Origin of the sequence: Arthrobacter sp. fls2-241-R2A-172, from assembly GCF_030208885.1 — a bacterium.
Taxonomy (GTDB): Bacteria; Actinomycetota; Actinomycetes; order Actinomycetales; family Micrococcaceae; genus Arthrobacter.
In genome coordinates, this window is sequence record NZ_JARVTB010000004.1 from 324222 (window position 1) to 343663 (window position 19442).

At 64.2% G+C, this 19442-nt stretch carries 16 protein-coding genes and 2 tRNA genes; 13 read left to right on the forward strand and 5 right to left on the reverse strand.

Annotated elements, in window-relative coordinates; genetic code table 11:
• The first annotated feature begins 151 nt into the window (after positions 1–151).
• The 3 genes from QRM57_RS09645 (at position 152) to QRM57_RS09655 (ending at position 3217) form a co-directional block, all read left to right on the forward strand.
• A complete protein-coding gene (locus tag QRM57_RS09645; protein WP_284986429.1) occupies positions 152–544 on the forward strand; it encodes a VOC family protein in 393 nt (130 codons plus the stop codon).
• 64 nt (positions 545–608) lie between these two features.
• Positions 609–1994 carry a cystathionine beta-synthase gene (locus QRM57_RS09650; RefSeq protein WP_235517193.1) on the forward strand — a complete coding sequence of 462 codons (1386 nt, stop codon included), beginning with the start codon at positions 609–611 and terminating at the stop codon, positions 1992–1994.
• A gap of 59 nt (positions 1995–2053) precedes the next feature.
• Entirely contained in the window at positions 2054–3217 is a 1164-nt protein-coding gene (locus tag QRM57_RS09655) for a cystathionine gamma-synthase (protein ID WP_284986430.1), read from the forward strand.
• A gap of 82 nt (positions 3218–3299) precedes the next feature.
• On the opposite strand, the gene QRM57_RS09660 is transcribed toward QRM57_RS09655, so the two are convergent.
• Positions 3300–5417 carry a phosphocholine-specific phospholipase C gene (locus QRM57_RS09660; RefSeq protein ID WP_284986431.1) on the reverse strand — a complete coding sequence of 706 codons (2118 nt, stop codon included), beginning with the start codon at positions 5415–5417 and terminating at the stop codon, positions 3300–3302.
• Positions 5418–5576: 159 nt separating this feature from the next.
• Here QRM57_RS09660 and QRM57_RS09665 point away from each other — a divergent pair, with 159 nt between their 5' ends.
• Positions 5577–6107: a winged helix-turn-helix transcriptional regulator gene (locus QRM57_RS09665; RefSeq protein ID WP_284986432.1), complete on the forward strand. Its 531-nt coding sequence runs from the start codon at positions 5577–5579 to the stop codon at positions 6105–6107.
• On the forward strand, positions 6104–7492 hold the full coding sequence (locus QRM57_RS09670) for an MFS transporter (RefSeq protein ID WP_284986433.1): 1389 nt from the start codon (positions 6104–6106) through the stop codon (positions 7490–7492). The genes QRM57_RS09665 and QRM57_RS09670 overlap by 4 nt, the downstream gene beginning before the upstream one ends.
• A 75-nt stretch (positions 7493–7567) precedes the next feature.
• Here QRM57_RS09670 and QRM57_RS09675 read toward each other — a convergent pair whose 3' ends face one another.
• Genes QRM57_RS09675 through QRM57_RS09690 form a run of 4 tightly spaced genes read right to left on the reverse strand, consistent with a single transcriptional unit; the run spans position 7568 to position 12211 of the window.
• The gene (locus QRM57_RS09675) at positions 7568–8743 is read right to left on the reverse strand and encodes an acyl-CoA dehydrogenase family protein (RefSeq protein WP_284986434.1); all 1176 of its coding nucleotides are present in this window, start codon (positions 8741–8743) and stop codon (positions 7568–7570) included.
• A gap of 17 nt (positions 8744–8760) precedes the next feature.
• Positions 8761–10287: an APC family permease gene (locus tag QRM57_RS09680; protein WP_257370599.1), complete on the reverse strand. Its 1527-nt coding sequence runs from the start codon at positions 10285–10287 to the stop codon at positions 8761–8763.
• Entirely contained in the window at positions 10284–11489 is a 1206-nt protein-coding gene (locus QRM57_RS09685) for a glutathionylspermidine synthase family protein (RefSeq protein ID WP_284986435.1), read from the reverse strand. Before QRM57_RS09685 ends, QRM57_RS09680 begins: the two co-directional genes overlap by 4 nt.
• A 2-nt stretch (positions 11490–11491) precedes the next feature.
• Entirely contained in the window at positions 11492–12211 is a 720-nt protein-coding gene (locus QRM57_RS09690; RefSeq protein WP_284986436.1) for a Tat pathway signal protein, read from the reverse strand.
• Between the two features lie 151 nt (positions 12212–12362).
• Here QRM57_RS09690 and QRM57_RS09695 point away from each other — a divergent pair, with 151 nt between their 5' ends.
• From QRM57_RS09695 to QRM57_RS09730, 8 genes are all read left to right on the forward strand, one after another.
• Positions 12363–13862 carry a sensor histidine kinase gene (locus QRM57_RS09695; protein WP_284986437.1) on the forward strand — a complete coding sequence of 500 codons (1500 nt, stop codon included), beginning with the start codon at positions 12363–12365 and terminating at the stop codon, positions 13860–13862.
• Positions 13859–14533 carry a response regulator gene (locus QRM57_RS09700; RefSeq protein WP_235517183.1) on the forward strand — a complete coding sequence of 225 codons (675 nt, stop codon included), beginning with the start codon at positions 13859–13861 and terminating at the stop codon, positions 14531–14533. Before QRM57_RS09695 ends, QRM57_RS09700 begins: the two co-directional genes overlap by 4 nt.
• 30 nt (positions 14534–14563) lie before the next feature.
• Positions 14564–15217 (forward strand): MOSC domain-containing protein, encoded by a 654-nt coding sequence (locus tag QRM57_RS09705; protein ID WP_284986438.1) that lies wholly within the window; start codon positions 14564–14566, stop codon positions 15215–15217.
• A 406-nt stretch (positions 15218–15623) separates the two neighbouring features.
• Positions 15624–17792: a DEAD/DEAH box helicase gene (locus QRM57_RS09710; RefSeq protein WP_284986439.1), complete on the forward strand. Its 2169-nt coding sequence runs from the start codon at positions 15624–15626 to the stop codon at positions 17790–17792.
• Positions 17793–17982: 190 nt separating this feature from the next.
• Positions 17983–18357: a LysM peptidoglycan-binding domain-containing protein gene (locus tag QRM57_RS09715; protein WP_284986440.1), complete on the forward strand. Its 375-nt coding sequence runs from the start codon at positions 17983–17985 to the stop codon at positions 18355–18357.
• Between the two features lie 118 nt (positions 18358–18475).
• Positions 18476–18547 (forward strand) — tRNA-Thr (locus QRM57_RS09720).
• 61 nt (positions 18548–18608) lie between these two features.
• A tRNA-Met gene (locus tag QRM57_RS09725) sits at positions 18609–18682 on the forward strand.
• A gap of 65 nt (positions 18683–18747) precedes the next feature.
• Positions 18748–19404, forward strand: coding sequence for an SDR family oxidoreductase (locus QRM57_RS09730; RefSeq protein WP_257370591.1), 657 nt, complete (start codon positions 18748–18750; stop codon positions 19402–19404).
• The last annotated feature ends 38 nt before the right edge of the window (positions 19405–19442 follow it).

Sequence of the window (19442 nt, forward strand, 5' to 3'; positions counted from 1 at the left end):
CCCACGCCCGGCTGACAATCCCATTAATAGCCCCTTACGGCAGCTAATAGCCCCTTACGGCAGCGGCCGCCCGGGTCTAGACTCCCTGATGTGGCACGGGTGGGCCGCGCCGCATCCCAGGAAAGACTTCCAGGAACAAGGAGCGCCAACCATGGCCGCAATAGTGCATTTCGAGATCCCCACGGATGACAAAGAACGGGCAAACACCTTTTACCAGAGTGCTTTCGGCTTGAACCTCAGCCCCATGCAGGGGATGGACTACACCATCGCCATGACCACCCCATCCGACGAGAAGACCGGTGCCCCCAAGGAGCCAGGCGCCATCAACGGTGCCCTGTTTCCCCGGACGGAGGCGCTGAGGACTCCTATCCTGACCATCGACGTCGATGACATCGGCGCGGCCCTGGCGCAGGTGGAGTCGGCCGGAGGCAGTGTGGTTCAAGGGAAAGACGCGGTACCAACCATGGGCTGGTACGCCTACTTCAAGGACACCGAAGGAAACATCATGGGCCTCTGGCAAACGGATCCGGGGGCGGGTAGCTAGTCGGCGGTGGCGGCCCACATGGCTGAGGCAGGGCTGGGCGCAGGCAAGCGGTAGCTTTGTATCTATGAAGTACGCCCAGTCCGTGTTGGACCTCATCGGCAATACGCCGCTCATCAAGCTCAACCACGTCACCGACGGCATCAAAGCCACCGTCCTGGTCAAGCTCGAATACATCAATCCCGGCGGGTCCATCAAGGACCGGATCGCCGTGAAGATGATCGAAGATGCCGAGAAGGATGGCCGGCTCAAGCCGGGCGGAACCATCGTTGAGCCGACGTCGGGCAACACAGGCGTGGGTTTGGCGCTCGTGGCCCAGCAAAAGGGCTACAAGTGCATCTTCGTGGTGCCGGACAAGGTGGGAGAGGACAAGCGTGCGGTCCTGAAGGCGTATGGCGCTGACGTGGTGGTAACGCCCACTTCCGTTGCTCCCGAAAGCCCGCAAAGCTACTACGGCGTGTCCGACCGCCTGGTCAAGGAGATCCCGGGCGCCTTCAAGCCTGACCAGTTCTCCAATCCTGCCGCTCCCGGCAGCCACTTCGAATCCACCGGCCCGGAGATCTGGAACGACACCGACGGCAAGGTCACGCACGTGGTGATCGGCGCCGGTACCGGCGGCACCATCACCGGCACCGGGCGGTATCTCAAGCAGGTATCAGCCGACCGGGCAGAGTCCGACGGCGGCCCGGTCAAGGTCATCGGGGCGGATCCGGAAGGTTCGGTCTACTCCGGCGGCACCGGCAGGCCCTACTTCGTTGAGGGTGTGGGCGAGGACATGTGGCCGGCCAACTACGATCCCGCCGTCCCGGACCGGGTCATCGCCGTCTCGGATGCCGACTCGTTCTCCATGACGCGCCGCCTTGCCCGCGAAGAGGGCCTCCTGGTGGGAGGCTCGTCCGGCATGGCCGTGGTTGCGGCCCTCGAGGCGGCCAAGGACCTGGACGAATCGGCCGTGGTTGTGGTGATCCTTCCGGACTCCGGCCGTGGATACCTTGCCAAGATCTTCAACGACCAATGGATGCGCTCCTACGGCTTCCTTTCCGGCGGTGAGGAAGCATCGGTGGGTGAAGTCCTGAAGTCCAAGACCGGCGAAATGCCGGACCTGGTGCATATCCACCCGAACGAAACCGTCCGCGACGTCATCAACATCATGAACGAGTTTGGTGTCTCCCACATCCCGGTCCTCTCGCAGGAACCGCCCGTGGTCATGGGCGAGGTCCTGGGTGCCGTGGACGAACGCAGCCTCACCAGCAAGCTGTTCCGTGGCGAAGCCAAGCTGGCGGACAAGATCTCCGAACACATGGGTGAACGCCTCCCGGTGATCGGCTCGCTGGAAACCATTTCCGCCGCCCGTGAGCTGCTGTCCGACGTTGATACCGTCATGGTGACCTTCGCGGGGGCCCCGGTGGGCATCCTGACCCGTCACGACCTTTTGGCGTACCTGAGCAACTAAGCGTGCGCCCGATCCACCCGCTGAACGAACAAACCTTCAAGAAACAAAGAGGTGCTTCCATGACTGCCAACAACAACGCCGGATTCAACACGCGAGCCGTTCATGCGGGACAGGCTTTCGAGCCCCGGACCGGGGCAGTTGTTCCGCCGCTGCATTTCAGCACCACCTACGCGCAGGACGGCATTGGCAACCTGCGGTCCGGCTACGAGTATGGCCGCGGTGGCAACCCAACACGTGACGCACTGCAGGAACAGCTGGCCGCCCTGGAAGGTGGATCGGCCGCGTTTTCCTTCGGCTCCGGACTCGCCGCCGAAGACTCGCTGATCCGCGCGCTGGCCCGCCCCGGTGACCACATCGTGCTGGGCAACGATGCCTACGGTGGCACTTACCGGCTCATCAACCGTGTCCTGGGGGACTGGGGCATCGGCAACACCCCCGTGGACATGTCCGACCTCGATGCCGTAGCTGCGGCAGTCAAGGCCAACAAGACACGTATTGTCTGGGTCGAAACGCCGTCCAACCCGATGATGAAGATCACCGACATTGAGGCGCTCGCCGCCGTAGCGCACGACGCCGGGGCCCTCCTGGTGGTCGACAACACCTTCGCGTCTCCCTACTTGCAGACCCCGCTCGCCTTGGGCGCCGACGTCGTGGTCCACTCGACCACCAAGTACATCGGCGGCCACTCCGACGTCGTAGGTGGTGCCCTTGTGGTCAAGGATGCGGAGCTGGCTGAGAAGATCGGCTTCATCCAGTTCGCAGTGGGTGCCGTTTCCGGTCCCATGGACGCGTTCCTGACGACCCGTGGCTTGAAGACACTGGGCGTCCGCATGGATCGCCACAGCGAGAACGGCCAGGCCGTTGCTGAATGGCTGCTGCAGCGTCCCGAGGTGGAAGCGGTGCTTTACCCGGGCCTCCCGGACCACCCCGGCCACGATCTCGCCGCGAAGCAGATGAAGAAGTTCGGTGGCATGGTCTCCGTCCAGTTCAAGGGCGGCGAAGCAGCGGCCCGGACCGTTGCCGAGAACACCACTGTGTTCACGCTCGCGGAATCCTTGGGCGGCATCGAGTCGCTCATGAACTACCCCTCGGAAATGACCCATGCATCGGTCAAGGGCACAGAACTGGCCGTCCCCGTGAACCTCCTGCGCCTGTCCTGTGGCATCGAGGAAGCAGCGGACCTGATTGCGGACCTCGAGCAGGCTTTCGCCAAGATCGGCTAACGATCGCGTGAACCCGCTCTTGTCCGTCACACCCACCCTTCTACGGTGGGCGTGACGGACAGAGGCGGGAACGGGGAACTCGCTAGCCCGAGATGCCCTGTTGCCCGTCTTCCTCACGGCCGGTCAGCCGACGCCTGAAGGATCCGTCCTCCGCGGCGGTGACCTGGACGTCGTACCAGCCGTTTGCAGTGTCCCAGCCGATCTTCCTGCTCTGGCCCGGCTTGAGCTTCACCGTTTCCTTGCCGGCAACGTATTGCAACGACTCCAGTGAAACCGTCACGGTCGCATTGCCCGCGTTGCGCACTTCGATTTCCACGGCTTTCTTGCCGCGGCGCCCCGTGACGGCGACGTCGACGCCGGAGGCGGCACCCGCCGTCGTGCCTTTCAGTTCGTACTGGTAGCGGTTGGGCCCGGTGACGACGACGTCGAACGTTCCCGTGGCCAGCGGGAGTTCAACGGTCCGGCTGCCCGTGACATCCGCGTGCAGGGGTTCGGAGACTTCGCCCGCGTAGCCGTAGACGGTGAAATGGGTGGAGCGCGACCCGCTGTTCGCAAGGGCCAGGTTGATCTTCCCCCGCTGGACCGTGGCGGAAACCCGCGGCCGATACGGCAGCGGCCGGGCAGGCCGGGCGCCCGTTTCCTGGATCGGGGCAACCTGGACGGCAGGGGGATTCGGGTGCCAGCGGCTGATCTTGGCGGGCACCGGGGCGGGGTGGTCGAGGGTTGGGGGCGTGCCCGGGGAATCGAAGTTGAAGACACCGGTGAGGTCGCCGCAGACCTCGCGCCGCCATGGCGAGATGTTGGGTTCCTCGACGCCGGTCCATAGCTCCAGGAATCTCAGGACGGACGTGTGGTCGAAGACCTCGGAGCTGACGACGCCGCCAATCGTCCAGGGGGAGACCACGGTCATGGGGACGCGCGGGCCCAGGCCGATAGGCCGTGCGGTGGTCCAGTCCGTGGATTCGCCGGAGGCCGGGCGCGGCTGGACCGGCGGCGGAACGTGGTCGAAGTAGCCGTCGTTCTCATCGAAGTTCAGGAAAATGGCCGTGCTGTCCCATGTCGCGGGATCGCTGGCAATGGTATCCAGCAGGCGGTACACGAAGTTGGCACTGCCCACGGGCGTGGAAGCTCCGGGGTGTTCGGAATCCGCCGCCGACGGAACGAGCCAGCTGACCTGTGGCAAAGTGCCGTTGGCGATGTCGGTGCTGAGGCGTTCAAGGAGGGTATTGGGGCGCCCCCTCCACATGGCTTTGTCGAACAGCGACCTTTCGGCATCGGTCAGTGTGCTCCGGCCCGCTTCCAATTGGGCGAGGAGACGATCCTGCTCTGCAGGGTCCTTGCCGGCGAGGCTGTCGTAGAACTCTTCGGTGGTGCGCAGCTTGCCGTCTACGGAGGCCAGCATCTTCCTGCCAATTGCCTTGAATGTCTGGAAGTACTCCACGGCGTTGTCCGTGAAGTTGTCCCAGTCCTGGTAGATCCGCCACGGGATACCGGCCTGCTCCAGCCGCTCGGGGTAGGTGGTCCAGTCGTAGCCGCCGTGGTCGTAGCCGTAGGCTGCGTTGGTGACGGCCCTCTTGCTGCTCCCGGGTTCGTTGCCCGTGGTGCCGCTCCAAAGGTAGGTGCGGTTCGGGTTGGTGGAGCCGTTGACGGAGCAGTGGTAGGCGTCGCAGATGGTGAAGGTGTCAGCGAGTTCGTACTGCAGCGGGATGTCCTGGCGCTCGTAGAACGTCATGGTGGAGGCGCTTTTGGCGGGAATCCATTTGTCACACCAGCCGTTGTTCCAGGCCGTGGTGGTGCCGGCGAAGGAGTGGTCCAGGTCGCCAAGGTATTGGATGTCCGAGCCTGGCCGTCCGGCGAGTTCGGCGGCCTTGCGGAGGGAGAAGGGCAACACCGTCTCCCCCGTGGCGCGGGGCTGTTCGAACACGGACTTGCCGTTGGGCAGGCGGGTGACGGACTTGTCGGCGTAGCCGCGGACGCCGCGAAGGGCACCAAAGTAGTGATCGAAGGAACGGTTTTCCTGCATCAGCACGATCACATGCTTGATGGACTGGAGGTTTCCTGGTGGAACGGGTTTGGCCATCGCCGCCTGGACGGAGGGAGGCAGCAGGGATCCGGTCGCGGCCAGTGCCGTGGCTGCGGCAGCGGTGCCGAGGAAGCCACGACGGGACAGTCCGGCTGAGCCGTCGGTTGAACGTTTCACCAAATCAGGGGAGTGCGAGGACATCAAGGGGCCTTTCATGGTCAGGGTTGACCACGCCAGCTTAGGCAGTCCAGGTGAACCGATGATGAAACCGCGGCAAACCACCGGTGCGTGCCGGGACTCTGGCTTTCTTTAGAGAAGTCAGCTACTTTGGTGCACATGCCCCTCCGATCTGACTGGTCCGCCCGCACGTGCAGCCTCGCCCGCGGCCTGGATGTCCTCGGCGACCCATGGGGAAGCCTGGTCCTCCGCGAAATCTTCTTTGGAAACGGCCGCTTCGACGCCATCAAACGGCGGCTCGAGGTGGCAGACAATGTCCTGAGCAAACGCCTGGCCTGGTTGGTTGAATCCGGCTTGCTCGTCCAACGCCCGTACCAGGACGGAGCACGTACCCGCCAGGAATACGTCCTCACTCCCAAAGGCGAGGACGCGCTGCCAGTCCTGAACGCCATCATCATCTGGGCCGAAAAGCACCTGGACGCCCCGAACGAGGTCTCCCATATGCGGGTCATCCATACCGACTGTGGGCAAGCGACATCGTCGGCTGACACCTGCGCGCATTGCGGCGTCGCACTGACTGCCGCCAACACCAGCTGGCACAGTTACAAGCGGAGCGACCATCCCCTTCCCCTCGCCGTGGCACCCCGCGAAAACCACGCTCCCGTCCTCACATCGGAGATTCCCGCATGACCGCTCCCGACCTCACAGGAACCCCCGCCAGAACAAAAGGCGCTCCCTCGGGCAAACGACGACGCCTGCATCCCGCCTGGATCGTTGCCGCGGTAGCCTTCCTGGCGCTTGTTGGCGCGGCAGGGTTCCGGGCGGCACCAGGCGTGCTCATGGTCCCCCTTCAGCAGGAGTTCGGCTGGTCAACCACGGTGCTGTCCCTGGCCGTCAGCATCAACCTGGTCCTGTTCGGGTTGACCGCGCCCTTCGCCGCTGCGTTGATGGAACGGTTCGGCATCCGCAAAGTCACCTCGCTTGCCTTGTGCCTGATCGGTTTGGGCTCGGCACTGACGGTCTTCGTTAACCAGTCCTGGCAAATCCTGCTCACGTGGGGCGTGCTGATCGGGCTCGGCACGGGATCCATGGCACTGGTCTTCGCCGCGACAATTGCCAACACCTGGTTTGCAAAGAACCGTGGCCTGGTCATCGGGATCCTCACCGCGGGAAGCGCAGCCGGACAGCTGGTCTTCCTGCCATTCATCGCAGCGCTCGCCCAGAACCCCGGGTGGAGGGGTGCTTCCCTGCTCATTGCCGCGGGTGCCCTCGCCGTGGTTCCGCTGGTGCTGCGCTGGTTGCGGAACTCACCGGCCGACGTCGGGGTGTTGCCTTATGGGGCAGAAGAACCCAATGCGGAAGCCGCTGCCGCCGACGCCGGTACCACGCCGCCGCTGTCAGGCGGAGCCGGCGCTGTGGTTGCGTCGCCGGCAACGCACGACTCCGCCAACGCTGCCGTGCGTGCCCTGCAGGTCCTCAAGCGTGCCAGCAAAGTCCGTACCTTCTGGGCGCTGGCGGCCGGGTTCGCTATCTGTGGAGCCACCACCAACGGGCTTATCGGCACGCACTTCATCCCCTCGGCCCACGATCACGGCATGCCGGAAACCACAGCGGCGGGCCTGTTGGCCGTCGTCGGAATTTTCGACATCGTGGGGACCATCGCATCCGGCTGGCTCACCGACCGATTCAACCCCAAGGTCCTGCTGGCCGTGTACTACCAATTCCGCGGGATCGGCCTGCTGGTTCTACCGTTGCTGCTGGGCTCATCGGTAGAGCCGAGCATGATCATCTTCGTGGTGGTCTACGGGCTCGACTGGGTTGCCACGGTGCCTCCCACAGCAGCGATTTGCCGGTCAGTGTTCGGCGCTGACGGCTCTGTGGTGTTCGGCTGGGTATTCGCAGCCCATCAGCTCGGTGCCGCTGCCGCAGCACTGGCAGCCGGGTTCATACGCGACGCCACGGGACACTACAACTACGCGTGGCTCGGTGCAGCCGCCATGTGCACCGTGGCGGCCGTCATCAGCGCCACCATCCGAAAGGACGCCGCCAAGAAAGTGCCAGTCGCGGTGGCTTGATGGCGTTTGTTGGGCCCGCTCTGCACAGTATTCCGGCCGGGGAAAGCGTAGAGCGGGCCCCGCAACTCGGGACGGTCAGCCGCGGAATGCCCCGATCCCCGTGATGTGCTGCCCCAGGATAAGGGTGTGCACCTCGTCCGTGCCCTCGTAGGTCCGAACAGATTCCAGGTTGTTGGCGTGGCGCAAAGGGGAGTAGTCCAGCGTGACGCCGTTCCCGCCCAGGATGGTCCGTGCCTCCCGGGCGATCTTGATGGCCTCACGGACGTTGTTCAGCTTTCCGAGCGAAATTTGCTGCGGCTGCAGGTGACCGGCATCCTTCAAACGGCCCAGGTGGAGGGCCAGGAGGGTGCCCTTCTGGATCTCCACCAGCATGTTGACCAGTTTCTCCTGCGTCATTTGGTATCCGGCCAAGGGGCGGCCAAACTGCAAACGTTCGCCCGCGTAGTCCAGGGCTGCCTCGTAGGAATCCCGTGCTGCACCCATCGCGCCCCACGCGATTCCGTAACGTGCCTCGTTCAGGCAAGTGAACGGCCCCCGCAAACCCGCAGCGCCCGGGAGGATCGCGTCCGCTCCCAGTCCGACGGCGTCGAACGTCACATCGCACTGGATCGAGGCGCGCATCGACAGCTTTGGTTCGATCGGCGTAGCGGTCACTCCCGGGGTTCCCGCCGGGACCAGGAAACCGCGGATGCCGTCCTCGGTGTTGGCCCACACCACCATGACGTCGGCGATCGAGGCGAGGCCGATCCAACGCTTGGCACCGTCCAGGACCCAACCGTCGGCGGTCCGTCGGGCAAACGTGGTCATGGACGACGGGTCCGAACCCGCCGTCGGCTCCGTCAGGGCGAAACAGCCGATCAGCTCGCCCGCCGCCATCCGTGGAAGCCATCGCTCTTTCTGCTCCTCGGAACCCCACTTATGGATGGCAGTCATGGCGAGGGAGCCCTGCACCGAGACAAAGGTGCGGATCCCTGAATCGCCGGCTTCCAGTTCCATCGCTGCCAAGCCATATTCGACCCCGGTCCGGCCAGGGCATCCATACCCCTCCAGGTGCATTCCCAGCACCCCAAGCTCACCCAGTTCAGGGGCAATTTCCCGGGGAAAGACGGCGTCCTCATACCAGCGGGCGATGTTCGGCCTGATCCGCTGCGCTGTGTAGTCCCGCACCCTGTCACGGAGGGCTACCTCGTCCGCCGTCAACAAGGAATCAAGCGCCAGGATGTCGGAGGGGTTCGTCGTTGAATCGCTCATTCCAGCATCCTAGGCGGCTACTCGCCGCGGACGATCCCAGCCTCGGCACGTTCGCCCGTGAAATAGCCGCGGGTGGACGGCGCGAACCTGCACACAACGGCCAGCACCACGCCGAGGGCCAGGAGCAGGACGCCGCTGACGAACGCGCCACCGATGCCGAATATCTGGGTGTCGCCGTACGACGGATCCCACATCTGCACGGCCGAGATGAAGAAGGCAGCGGTCAGGGACAGCGCGCCGAGCAACGGCAGGATGCCACGGAACCACAGGTTGCGGGCTGAGTCGCGCAGCGTGGAACGGAAGAACCAGATGCAGGAGAACCCGGTCAAGGCGTAGTAGAACGCGATGAAAAGGCTGATGGCGCTGATGGAATCGGAGAGCAGGTTCTGGCTGAGGAAGCTCATGGCCACGTAATAGACAACGGCCACCACGCCCATGACCTGCGTGGAGAACCCCGGCGTCTGGAAACGCTCGTGGATCTTGCCGAAACGCGGAGGGAGGGCTCCGTGAACACCCATGGACAGGGTTCCGCGGGCAGTCGGAAGGATGGTGGTCTGGGTGGAGGACAGGACGGAGGCCAGCACGGCAACAACGATCAACCAACCCCAGGGGCCCAGCACAACGTCCTTCATGGCCAGGAAGACGTCATCCTGGTTGGCTTCATTGCCAAGCCCGATGCCGTCCGTGCCGATGGTGGCGTACATCATGACCAGCAGCGCCACGGAAACGTAGATGGCCAGGAGGACGGTGGCTGAAATGACGGCGCCGCGGCCCGGGGTCTTCGCCGGGTTCTCGGTTTCTTCGTTGAGCGCCAAGCACGTGTCCCAGCCCCAATAAATGAACAGCGCCAGGAGAGCCCCGTGCACCACGGCGCCTGGGTCCGCGAAGGCCCCCGCGGGGTTGAACCATTCGATGTCGAACGGCTGCCCCTCAGGCGCGCCGCCGGTGATCCTGAAAACGATGGCCACGGCGAAAATGCCCAAGGAAATGTACTGGATGTACGTCAGGGTGCGCTGGACGTGCTCGCCAAGCCGGATCCCGCGATGGTTTACGTACGTCATGAACACAATGAAAAGCACTCCCGTGGCCGTCACCAACCAGGTGTTGTCCGCTAGGGAACCGTCGCCGACCAGCAGCCAGAGATACTTGCCGGCGATTTGGGCCAGGTTGGCCAACACCACGATCCCGGCGAGGGCAACCCCCCAGCCACCAAGCCATCCAGCCCACGGACCAAAGGCCTTGCGGGCCCAAAAGAACGTGGTGCCGCAGTCGGGCATGGCGCTGTTGAGTTCCCGGAAGGCATAGGCAATGAACAGCACCGGGATGAAGCCGAGGACCAGGATCAGTGGAGTGTAGTTGCCGTTGACAGCCACAATGAGGCCCAGCGTCGCGGCCAGCGAATACACGGGCGCGGTGGAGGCCAGGCCCAGCATGACGGAGTCGCCCAGGTCCAGGATGCCGGCGCGGAGGCCTTTGGAAGGCACGACGGCGGAACGGTCGCCGCCCGCCGCGCCGCCACCCGGCGTCGTAATTTCAGTGCTCATAGGGCAGCTCCGTAGGAAGTAGCAGGGGGCGCCACAGGCGCCGGGGCATCGATGGTGTTGGGCACGAAGCGGCAGAAGTAGTCCGTGATGGGGCCGTCCGATTCGCGGATGCCGCAGCCCACGGACTCGCCGTCCACCACCCAGAGGCCGAGCACCGGGTGGTTGCCGTCGAAGTCCGGAAGGGAGTGGTACTGCTGGAAGCACCAGCCTTCGCGGCCGTAACCGCCAGGCTGCTGTATGTCGATCCCGGGGGCGTGGATGCGGATGTTGTCGCCCTCACGTCCATGCAACGGCTTGGCCACCCATTCCTTGAGCGGACCCGGGTCTCCCAGGTACGCGGGCAGCAGGTTCTCATGGTTGGGGTAGAGGTGCCAGAGTGCTGCGAGCAGGGCTTTGTTGGACAGCAGCATCTTCCAGGCAGGCTCAACCCAGCGTGGGTTGTGGGCACGCTGCAGCAGCCGTTGCCCAAAAGGCTCCTTCATCATGAGTTCCCACGGGTACAGCTTGAACATGGTGCTGATCATGAAGTTGTCCAGGTCCACGAAGCGGTTGAGGTTCGGGTCCCAGCCGATATCGGACATGTTGATGCCGATGGTGGTCCACCCGCCTTGGCTCGCGACGTCCCGCATGTAGGCGGCCGTCATCCAGTCTTCGCCCGACTCCTCAGCCTCGGAGTGGGCCACGTGCAGGGTGCTCATGCCGGTGCGGAACTGCAGCTTCTTCCACTGCCGGATCAGGGCCTCATGGATGCCGTTCCACTGGTCCTTTTCCGGGAAGACGTCCTGAAGCCAGAACCACTGGGCCACCGAAGCTTCGATCAACCCTGTGGGGGTATCGGCGTTGTACTCCAGCATCTTCGCTGGACCGCCCTTGCCGTCATAGATGAAGTCGAAGCGGCCATAGATGTCCATGTCCGCAGCCAGCAGGGAGTCACTGGCAAGCTCCAGCGCCTGTGGCCCGATCCCGATGTCGCCCATGGCACCGGTAGCGAGGTATTTCGCCGCTTCCAAGCACATGATGTGCATGTCCTCGGCGGTCTTTTCCAGCGTTTCCACCTCGTCCATGGTGAATTCGTAGTAGGCCGATTCGTTCCAGTATTCGATCTTGCGGCCATCGGGCATGGTGGTGGTGGAAAAAACCAGGCCCTGTTCTTCGATCTTCTTCTTCCAGTCCGGCCTCGGCACGGAGGGCAGTCGACGCATCCCTAGCCTCCCGAGCTTCCGCCGCTTTTGGAACTGCTGCCAAAGCCACCACGGCTGACTGTGCCGCCCTTGGTGCTGTACCCGGTGGAGGACTTGGCACCGGACGGCACGTTCTTGGTGTAACTCGGGTAGGCCGACCTGTTCTGCCCGATAGCCGGGACACTGGCGCCCCGCGAGTAGAAGTACCAGGCGTAGACGCCCGAGCTGCGGCCCGCCGAGCTGCTGTTGTCGCACTGGTTGTCGTCGACGCGCTCGCCGGTTTCCTCGTTGAAGCAGACCTGGGCGTAGTCTGCTTCCTGCTCGTTGCTGGCCACGATGGCGGTGATGGTTCCAGCCAGCAAGGCAGTCACGCCCAGGCCCACCACGACGGTCCGGCGCTGCGAGCGCTTCTTCCTCTTGGCTGCTTCCGCTGCGCCACGTTCGCGTTCCTTGGCGAAAGGATCAATGACGGGCAGGGGCTGGCCGGGCTCAGGAGTTCCTGCCTGGCCCGGGGATGCCCCAGCGGGTACGGTACGCTTCTTGCCTTTGCTGGCGGCGCGGGTCTTGCCTTGCTGTTCCTGGGCCGGTTCTTCAACGGGCGCGAACAGTTCGGGGTGGAGTTCGGGTTTGGGCACCTGCCAGGGCGGGGGCTTGGGCGGATTGTTGCCCGCTGCGAAATCGGGGTTGTTGTCCCCGCCGTTGCCGTTGGTGCCGGCAGCGTCAGGGTTGTCTTTCGGGCCCATGCGTATCCCCCTGGATAGACCGTGGAAGTGTCCGGCGCCACGCCGGACCAGAATGCTCAGAGCAAGCCTAGTACCTGTGCGCATCGCTGGCACCGGTGACAGTCCCACATGGGGACAACTGCCCACCAAGCAACCATGTAAGGATGTAGCCATGGCGGCACCTGAGACACACGGCAACGGCGAGGACGGCGTACTGCTGCGGCTTCCGTCCGTGCGGGGCATCGGCCAGGGTAGGGTCATCAGCGGGCTGGTCCTGGCACTATTGCTGCCTCCCGCCGTCGAACTTCTCGTCACGGTGCTGGGTTTCCGTAACTTTGCGATGATCATGCTCCTGCAACTGGCGGTTGCAGTGGCCGTGGCCGCGATCGGGGGCTTGTGGCCGGCGGTGGTGGCAGCTGTGCTGGGCAGCTTCCTGCTCAACTACTTCTCAGCGGACCCTGTGGGTTCGCTCTCCATCGCGGACCCCAGCACGCTGTTCACCGTGGTGGTCTTCCTTGCCGTTGCGTGTGGGGTGGGGCTTGCTGTGGGCCTGGCCACCCGGCGGGCGCAGGAAGCGGCGAGGTCGGGGGCGGAGGCCACGGCGCTCAGCGAGCTGGCCCTGCGGATCCTCAGCTCCGACGGCAGCCTGGAGTCGTTCCTTGAGAAGGTCCGTGGCAATCTGGGCATGGAGGCGGTGACACTGCTGGGGAGCCAGGGAATTACGGCGCAGGGTGCGGCACCGGAGTGGCGTGTCCTAGCCTCTGCCGGCTCAAATGCGCCGGTGACCCATGCCGCCGCAGACCATGCCGCCGTCGTCGATCCCCACTACACCCTGTTGCTGCGCGGCGGGCCGCTATCGCCGCAGCACCAGCGGATGCTTGCGGCCTTCGGCGCTTTTGTTGTTGCCGTGCGCGAGCGCCAGCAGCTGGTGCAGAGCCGGCGCGATAACGTGCGGTTGTCGGAGGGCAACAAAATGCGCACGTCTATCCTGCGGGCGGTGTCGCATGACCTGCGGACGCCGTTGGCCGGGATCAAGCTGGCGGTCAGCAGCCTGCGCCAGGACGACGTGGATTTTCCGCCGGATGTGGAGCGGGAATTGCTGGAGACCATCGAGGATTATGCGGACCGGCTGGACCACTTGGTGGACAACCTCCTGGACATGTCGCGCATCACGGCGGACGCCGTCAATCCGTTGCTGACCGGTACTGCATGGGCCGACGTGCTGCCGGAAGCGCTGCAAGGTATTCCCCGGGACCGTCTCCGCAACGAACTGCCGCCCAACCTCCCACCGGTTCAGGCTGATACCGGCATGCTCGAACGTGTGGTGGCGAACATTGTGGAGAACGCGGTGAAGTATGCACCTGACTCGGACGTGGTGCTGAGGGCCTCGGCCGGTGCGGGGATCACCTTGGGGGAGCGGCCGGCCAGCGAGTTGCGGATTGTCGATCACGGGCAGGGGATAGGCCCGCAGGAGGTCCTCACCATGTTCCAACCGTTCCAGCGGTTTGGAGATGCGCCCACACCGGGCCCTGCCGGTGGGATCGGGCTGGGGCTTGCGGTCGCCAAAGGATTCACCGAGGCCATGGGTGGAAGCCTCGCGGCGGAGCCGACGCCGGGTGGTGGACTGACGCTGGTGGTCACGCTGCCGCTGTGGACCGGGGAGCAGCTGTGACTTTGGTGCTGATCGTTGAGGACGAGGCGCGCATCGCACGCGCCATGCAGGTCACCCTCCAGGCCCACGGCTACCAGGCCCTGACCGTGGGAAACGGCGCCGATGCCTTGAATGCCGCGGCCAAGCAACCGGTCAAGATTGTGGTCCTGGACCTCGGCCTGCCTGACATGGACGGTGTGGAGGTCATTCGCCGTATCCGCGGCTGGAGCAACATGCCCATCATCGTGCTGTCCGCCCGGCACGCGTCCGAAGACAAGGTGGAAGCGCTCGACGCCGGTGCGGACGACTACGTGACCAAGCCTTTCGGTCTGGATGAGCTTCTTGCCCGGTTGCGCGTTGCCTCCCGCAGGGTAGTCACCGGAGAAGAAGAACCCACCCTGGCCACCGCCGACTTCGTAGTGGACCTGGCGGGCAAGAAGATCGTCCGGGATGGTGCGGACGTGCGGTTGACCCCCACCGAGTGGAACATTCTGGAGTTGCTGGTCCGCAACAAAGGGAAACTGGTGAGCCAACAACAGATCCTCACCCAGGTTTGGGGCCAGGCGTACGCCAAGGAAACCCAATACCTCAGGGTGTATATCGCCCAGCTCCGGCGGAAACTGGAGAGGGATCCTGCGGAGCCACGCCACCTCCACACGGAAGCGGGCATGGGCTACCGGTTCGATCCCTAGTTCGGTGTGGGCATCCGTACACTGTTGTCCATGAATACCGCTTCCCTGCTGGCCGTCTGCCGTGTCCACCAGTTGCTGCCCGATCCCGGCAACGTGGGAGTAACCGCCATTGACAAGCGTCCCGTTGAAGGTCCGGTCAAAGTACACAAACTCGGGCTCCATGGTGATGTGCAGGCGGACCGGGCCAACCACGGCGGAGAGGACCAGGCACTGTACGCCTATTCGCAGGAAGACGCTGACTACTGGTCGGCGGAGCTGGGACGGGAGCTCGCGACAGGTTTCTTCGGCGAGAACCTGCGCGTCACGGGGATCGAAACCACGGGAGCAGTTATCGGCGAACGCTGGAGGATCGGTCTGGACGTGGAACTGGAAGTGACCTCGCCCCGGGTTCCCTGCGCCACCTTCCAACGGGCAGTCAACGAGCCGCAGTGGGTGAAGAGGTTCACGCAGGCCGGCAGGGTTGGCAACTACCTCAGGGTGATCCGGGCGGGCACCATCTCGGCGGGGGACCACATCCACCGCACGTTCGTTCCGAAGCACGGCGTCACCGTGGGCCAGTGGTTCAGTGAACCCACCCCGGAGCTCATCCAGGCACTTTTGGATGCCGAGGCAGACGGGGAGATCCGGCTGCAGGACGAATATCACGCGAAGTTCGAAAAGGTCCTGCGCCGCAGCGGCCTCTGAGACCGGCTTTGCGGGCCCGTCGGGCTCCGTTCACTACCCGGCGGGGAGAATGTGAACAAGCTCACCGGACTCCGGGTCGCGGACCTAACGTCCTGTGCCCTACACTTGAAATATCCCCCACTCCGGAAATCCCTTTATCCTGCCCAATTCTTGAGGCAGGACTGGTAAGTGTTGGGGCCCGCAACTGTGTGCGGGCATTTTCATAGGGAGAGCCGGCTAAAGAAAACGCTGTACAGACTGCTGGGATAGCAGCCAAGAGATGCAGCGGGAAGTCCTGCCATGGGATTGCGATAGCGCCGGACTTCTTGCGAAAGCAGGGCACCTTTTTCCCTGTCTCTTCGCGACGAGTACTGCGGCCAGCCCAACCGGGTCGCGCCGATGCCCTATGGATGAGGAATTTCTCCCTATGACCGAAAATCTCAACGAAGACTTCGACGCCCAGAACGATGAGTCTGCTGAAACAGCCCCCGTTGCTGAAGCAGTAGAGACCACCGCTCCCGCCGAAGCCGAAGCACCGGCTGCTGCCGCTGCCCCCGTCGAGACCGCTGCAGCCGAGACTGCAGCCCCCGCCTCCACCGACGCTCCCGCCCCCAAGGCTGAGGACGACGAAGAAGGCGTCCGCTTTGCCGAGCTCGGCATCGATGGCCGCGTTCTGGCCGCACTCCAGGATGTTGGCTACGAAAAGCCGTCTCCCATCCAGGCCGCCACCATTCCGCTGCTCCTTGAGGGTCGCGACGTCGTTGGCCTGGCCCAGACCGGTACCGGCAAGACCGCAGCGTTCGCTGTTCCTGCCCTGTCCCGCCTGGCAGAGCTTCACGACCTCAACGGTCCCTCCCGCAAGACCCAGGCACTGGTCCTGGCTCCCACGCGTGAACTGGCCCTCCAGGTTGCCGAGGCATTCACCTCCTACGCCAAGCACATTGATGACTTCACGGTTCTCCCGGTATACGGTGGCTCGGCATACGGTCCGCAGCTTGCCGGCCTTCGCCGTGGCGCACAGGTTGTTGTCGGTACCCCCGGCCGCGTGATCGACCACATCGCCAAGGGTTCCCTGGACCTGTCCGAACTCCAGTACCTCGTGCTGGACGAAGCTGACGAAATGCTGCGCATGGGCTTTGCCGATGACGTTGAGCAGATCTTCCAGCAGACCCCCGAGGACCGTCAGGTTGCCCTGTTCTCTGCCACCATGCCGGGCCAGATCCGCCGCATGTCCAAGCAGTACCTGAACAACCCGGCTGAGATTTCGGTGAAGTCCAAGACCACCACCGGTGCCAACACCCGCCAGCGTTACCTGCAGGTCATGGGCCCGCACAAGCTGGACGCACTCACCCGCATCCTCGAAGTTGAAGAGTTCGACGGCGTTATTGCCTTCGTGCGCACCAAGATGGCTACCGAGGACCTCGCCGACAAGCTGAAGTCCCGCGGGTTCCAGGCTGCCGCCATCAACGGCGACATTCCGCAGCAGCAGCGTGAGCGCACTGTTGACGCGCTGAAAGAAGGCCGCATCGATATCCTCGTGGCCACCGACGTCGCGGCCCGTGGCCTTGACGTTGAGCGCATCAGCCACGTGATCAACTACGACATCCCGCACGACACCGAGTCCTACGTGCACCGCATTGGACGCACGGGCCGTGCAGGCCGTTCCGGTGACGCGATCCTGTTCATGACGCCGCGAGAGAAGTACTTGCTGCGTTCCATCGAGAAGGCCACGCGCCAGCCGGTGGAGCAGATGCACCTGCCCACCGCCGAGACCGTGAACACGCTGCGCCTTGGCAAGTTCGCCGAGCGCATCACCGAGACCCTGGCGTCCGAGGATGTTGCAGCATTCCGCGACCTCATCTCCTCCTACGAGGAAGAGCACAACGTGCCGGCCTCGGAGATTGCCGCAGCCCTGGCCGTCATGGCCCAGGGTGGTCAGCCCCTCCTGGTCAAGGAACTGCCTGCAGCTCCTGAGTACCAGAAGCGTGAGCGCTCCAAGGACGGCTTCGGTTCCCGCGGCCCGACCCGTGCACTCACCGAGGGCAATGCAACCTACCGGATCGCCGTCGGACGCCGCCAGCGCGTCATGCCGGGGTCGATCGTGGGCGCCATTGCCAACGAGGGCGGCATTTCCTCCGCACAGATCGGTGGCATCGACATCCGCTCGGACCACTCCCTGGTGGAGCTCCCGGCAGACCTCAGCCCCGAGCAGCTGCGCGCACTGTCCCGCACCCGCATTGGTGGCGAACTGATCCACCTTGAGCTGGACAACGGCCGCAGGCCCAACAGCGAACGTGGCGGCTCCGGCGGTGGACGTGGTGGCTACGGCGACCGCGAAAACCGTGGTGGCGGCAACTTCAAGGGCAACGGCGGCTTCAAGAAGGACTTCCGCAAGAACGACGGCGAGCGTACCTCCGCTGACCGTGGCGGACGCTCCTACAGCGACCGTTCCGAGCGCACCGCAGGCAGCTTCGGCGACCGCGACCGCGGCCAGGCCAGCGGCTCCCGCTTCGGTGGTCACGGCGACGGCGCACGCAAGCCCCGCAGTGGCGGCGAAGGCGGACACCGCGACTTCAACCGCAAGGGCAAGTGGTAAACACGGCCCGGTGGTAATCACCGCTTGGCGGTGACCCCTCAGTAGTTCCCTCAGGGGGTCGGCTTTCGAGCCGGCCCCCTGTTGCGTTTAAGCACTGTCCCGGGATTGTTGGCCGGGCCCGCCCTTGTACGCCGGCTGTTTCGAACGAGACCGGGTTACGGTGCGCGGGATCCAGCCGTACCATCGCTTCATGGGATTGCTCGAGAACGTGAAGAAAGCCCTTGGCATCGGCGATAAGGATCAAGGCGACAAGGATCACGCCGAAGAGGAGCACAGTGCCCCAGCCGTTCCCGACGTAGCGGGCGAGCAGGCGGCCAGGGAGCCGGAGGCAGGCACCGACGGCGCCAGGCAGCCACAGGAAGCCCAGGAGGGCGCCCCTGAGGGCTCCGCTGGGCTCTCCCAGGGTGCCGCCAGGGTCACCGAGGTGGTGGTGGAGCACGGGGACACCATGAGTGGGATTGCGGCCCAGTTTGGCGTGGACCTCGGCGCCCTGATTGCAAGCAACGCGGACACCGTGCCAAATCCCGATTTTCTCTACCCCGGCCAGGTGCTTCGCTTGCCCTGATCTTCTCCATTCGGAGATCAACTCCGGGGCACTTTTGCAAATTGTGTCGCGGCGGTTTTTCCGCGTCGTTTCGCCGATTTGTAGCTTCTGAAAACGTCCGGTAGAGTATTTACTCGTTGCCCCCCTAGCTCAGTGGTAGAGCGCGTTCTTGGTAAGAACGAGGTCACCGGATCGATTCCGGTGGGGGGCTCTGAATGAGGGCCTGTGTCAGGGCGGTTTTGACCGGCTTGACACAGGTTTTTCTCATTCGTGGCGGTGTAGCTCAGTTGGTTAGAGCGCACGACTCATAATCGTGAGGTCGGGAGATCGAGCCTCCCCACCGCTACAGAGCAAGACCCCGCAGAATTCACCTGCGGGGTCTTTTTTCATTTCCTGGGACAGAATGGGTCCATGAGCCGAATCGCAATCATTGGCGGCCACGGCAAAGTGGCCCTGCATCTGTCCAAAATCCTCAGTGGCGAAGGTCACGATGTCACGTCCTTCATCCGAAATCCCGACCATGTGTCCGATGTCACGGAAACGGGAGCCTCTGCTGAGGTGCTGGATGTGGAGAACTCGACGACGGCGGAACTCGCCCAAGCGCTCAGCGGCCACGATGCCGTGGTCTGGTCGGCCGGAGCTGGAGGGGGCAACCCGGACAGGACCTATGCGGTGGACCGGGACGCCGCGATCCGCTCCATGGATGCTGCAGGGCAAGCCGGTGTCTCCCGTTACGTGATGGTCTCGTATCTCGGCGCCGCCAAGGACCACGGCGTGCCACCGGACAATCCATTCTTCGCCTACGCGGAGGCCAAGGCTGCCGCCGACGATTACCTGCGGAGCACAGACCTGGACTGGACAGTCCTGGGCCCGGGCACACTGACTGATGAGCCGGCCACGGGGTTGATCGAAACGGACCCCCGCAACACAGCAGACGGGACCCGGACTTCACGGGCGAACGTGGCGCTGGTGGCCGCTGCCGTCCTGGAACTACCGGGGACGGCCCACCGGACGATCCCCTTCAAGGACGGCACCGAAGACGTGGTGGACGCCCTGACCAAGGACTGACAGCTCCTGACCGGGGGATGGCCCGGGATATGTTGGTA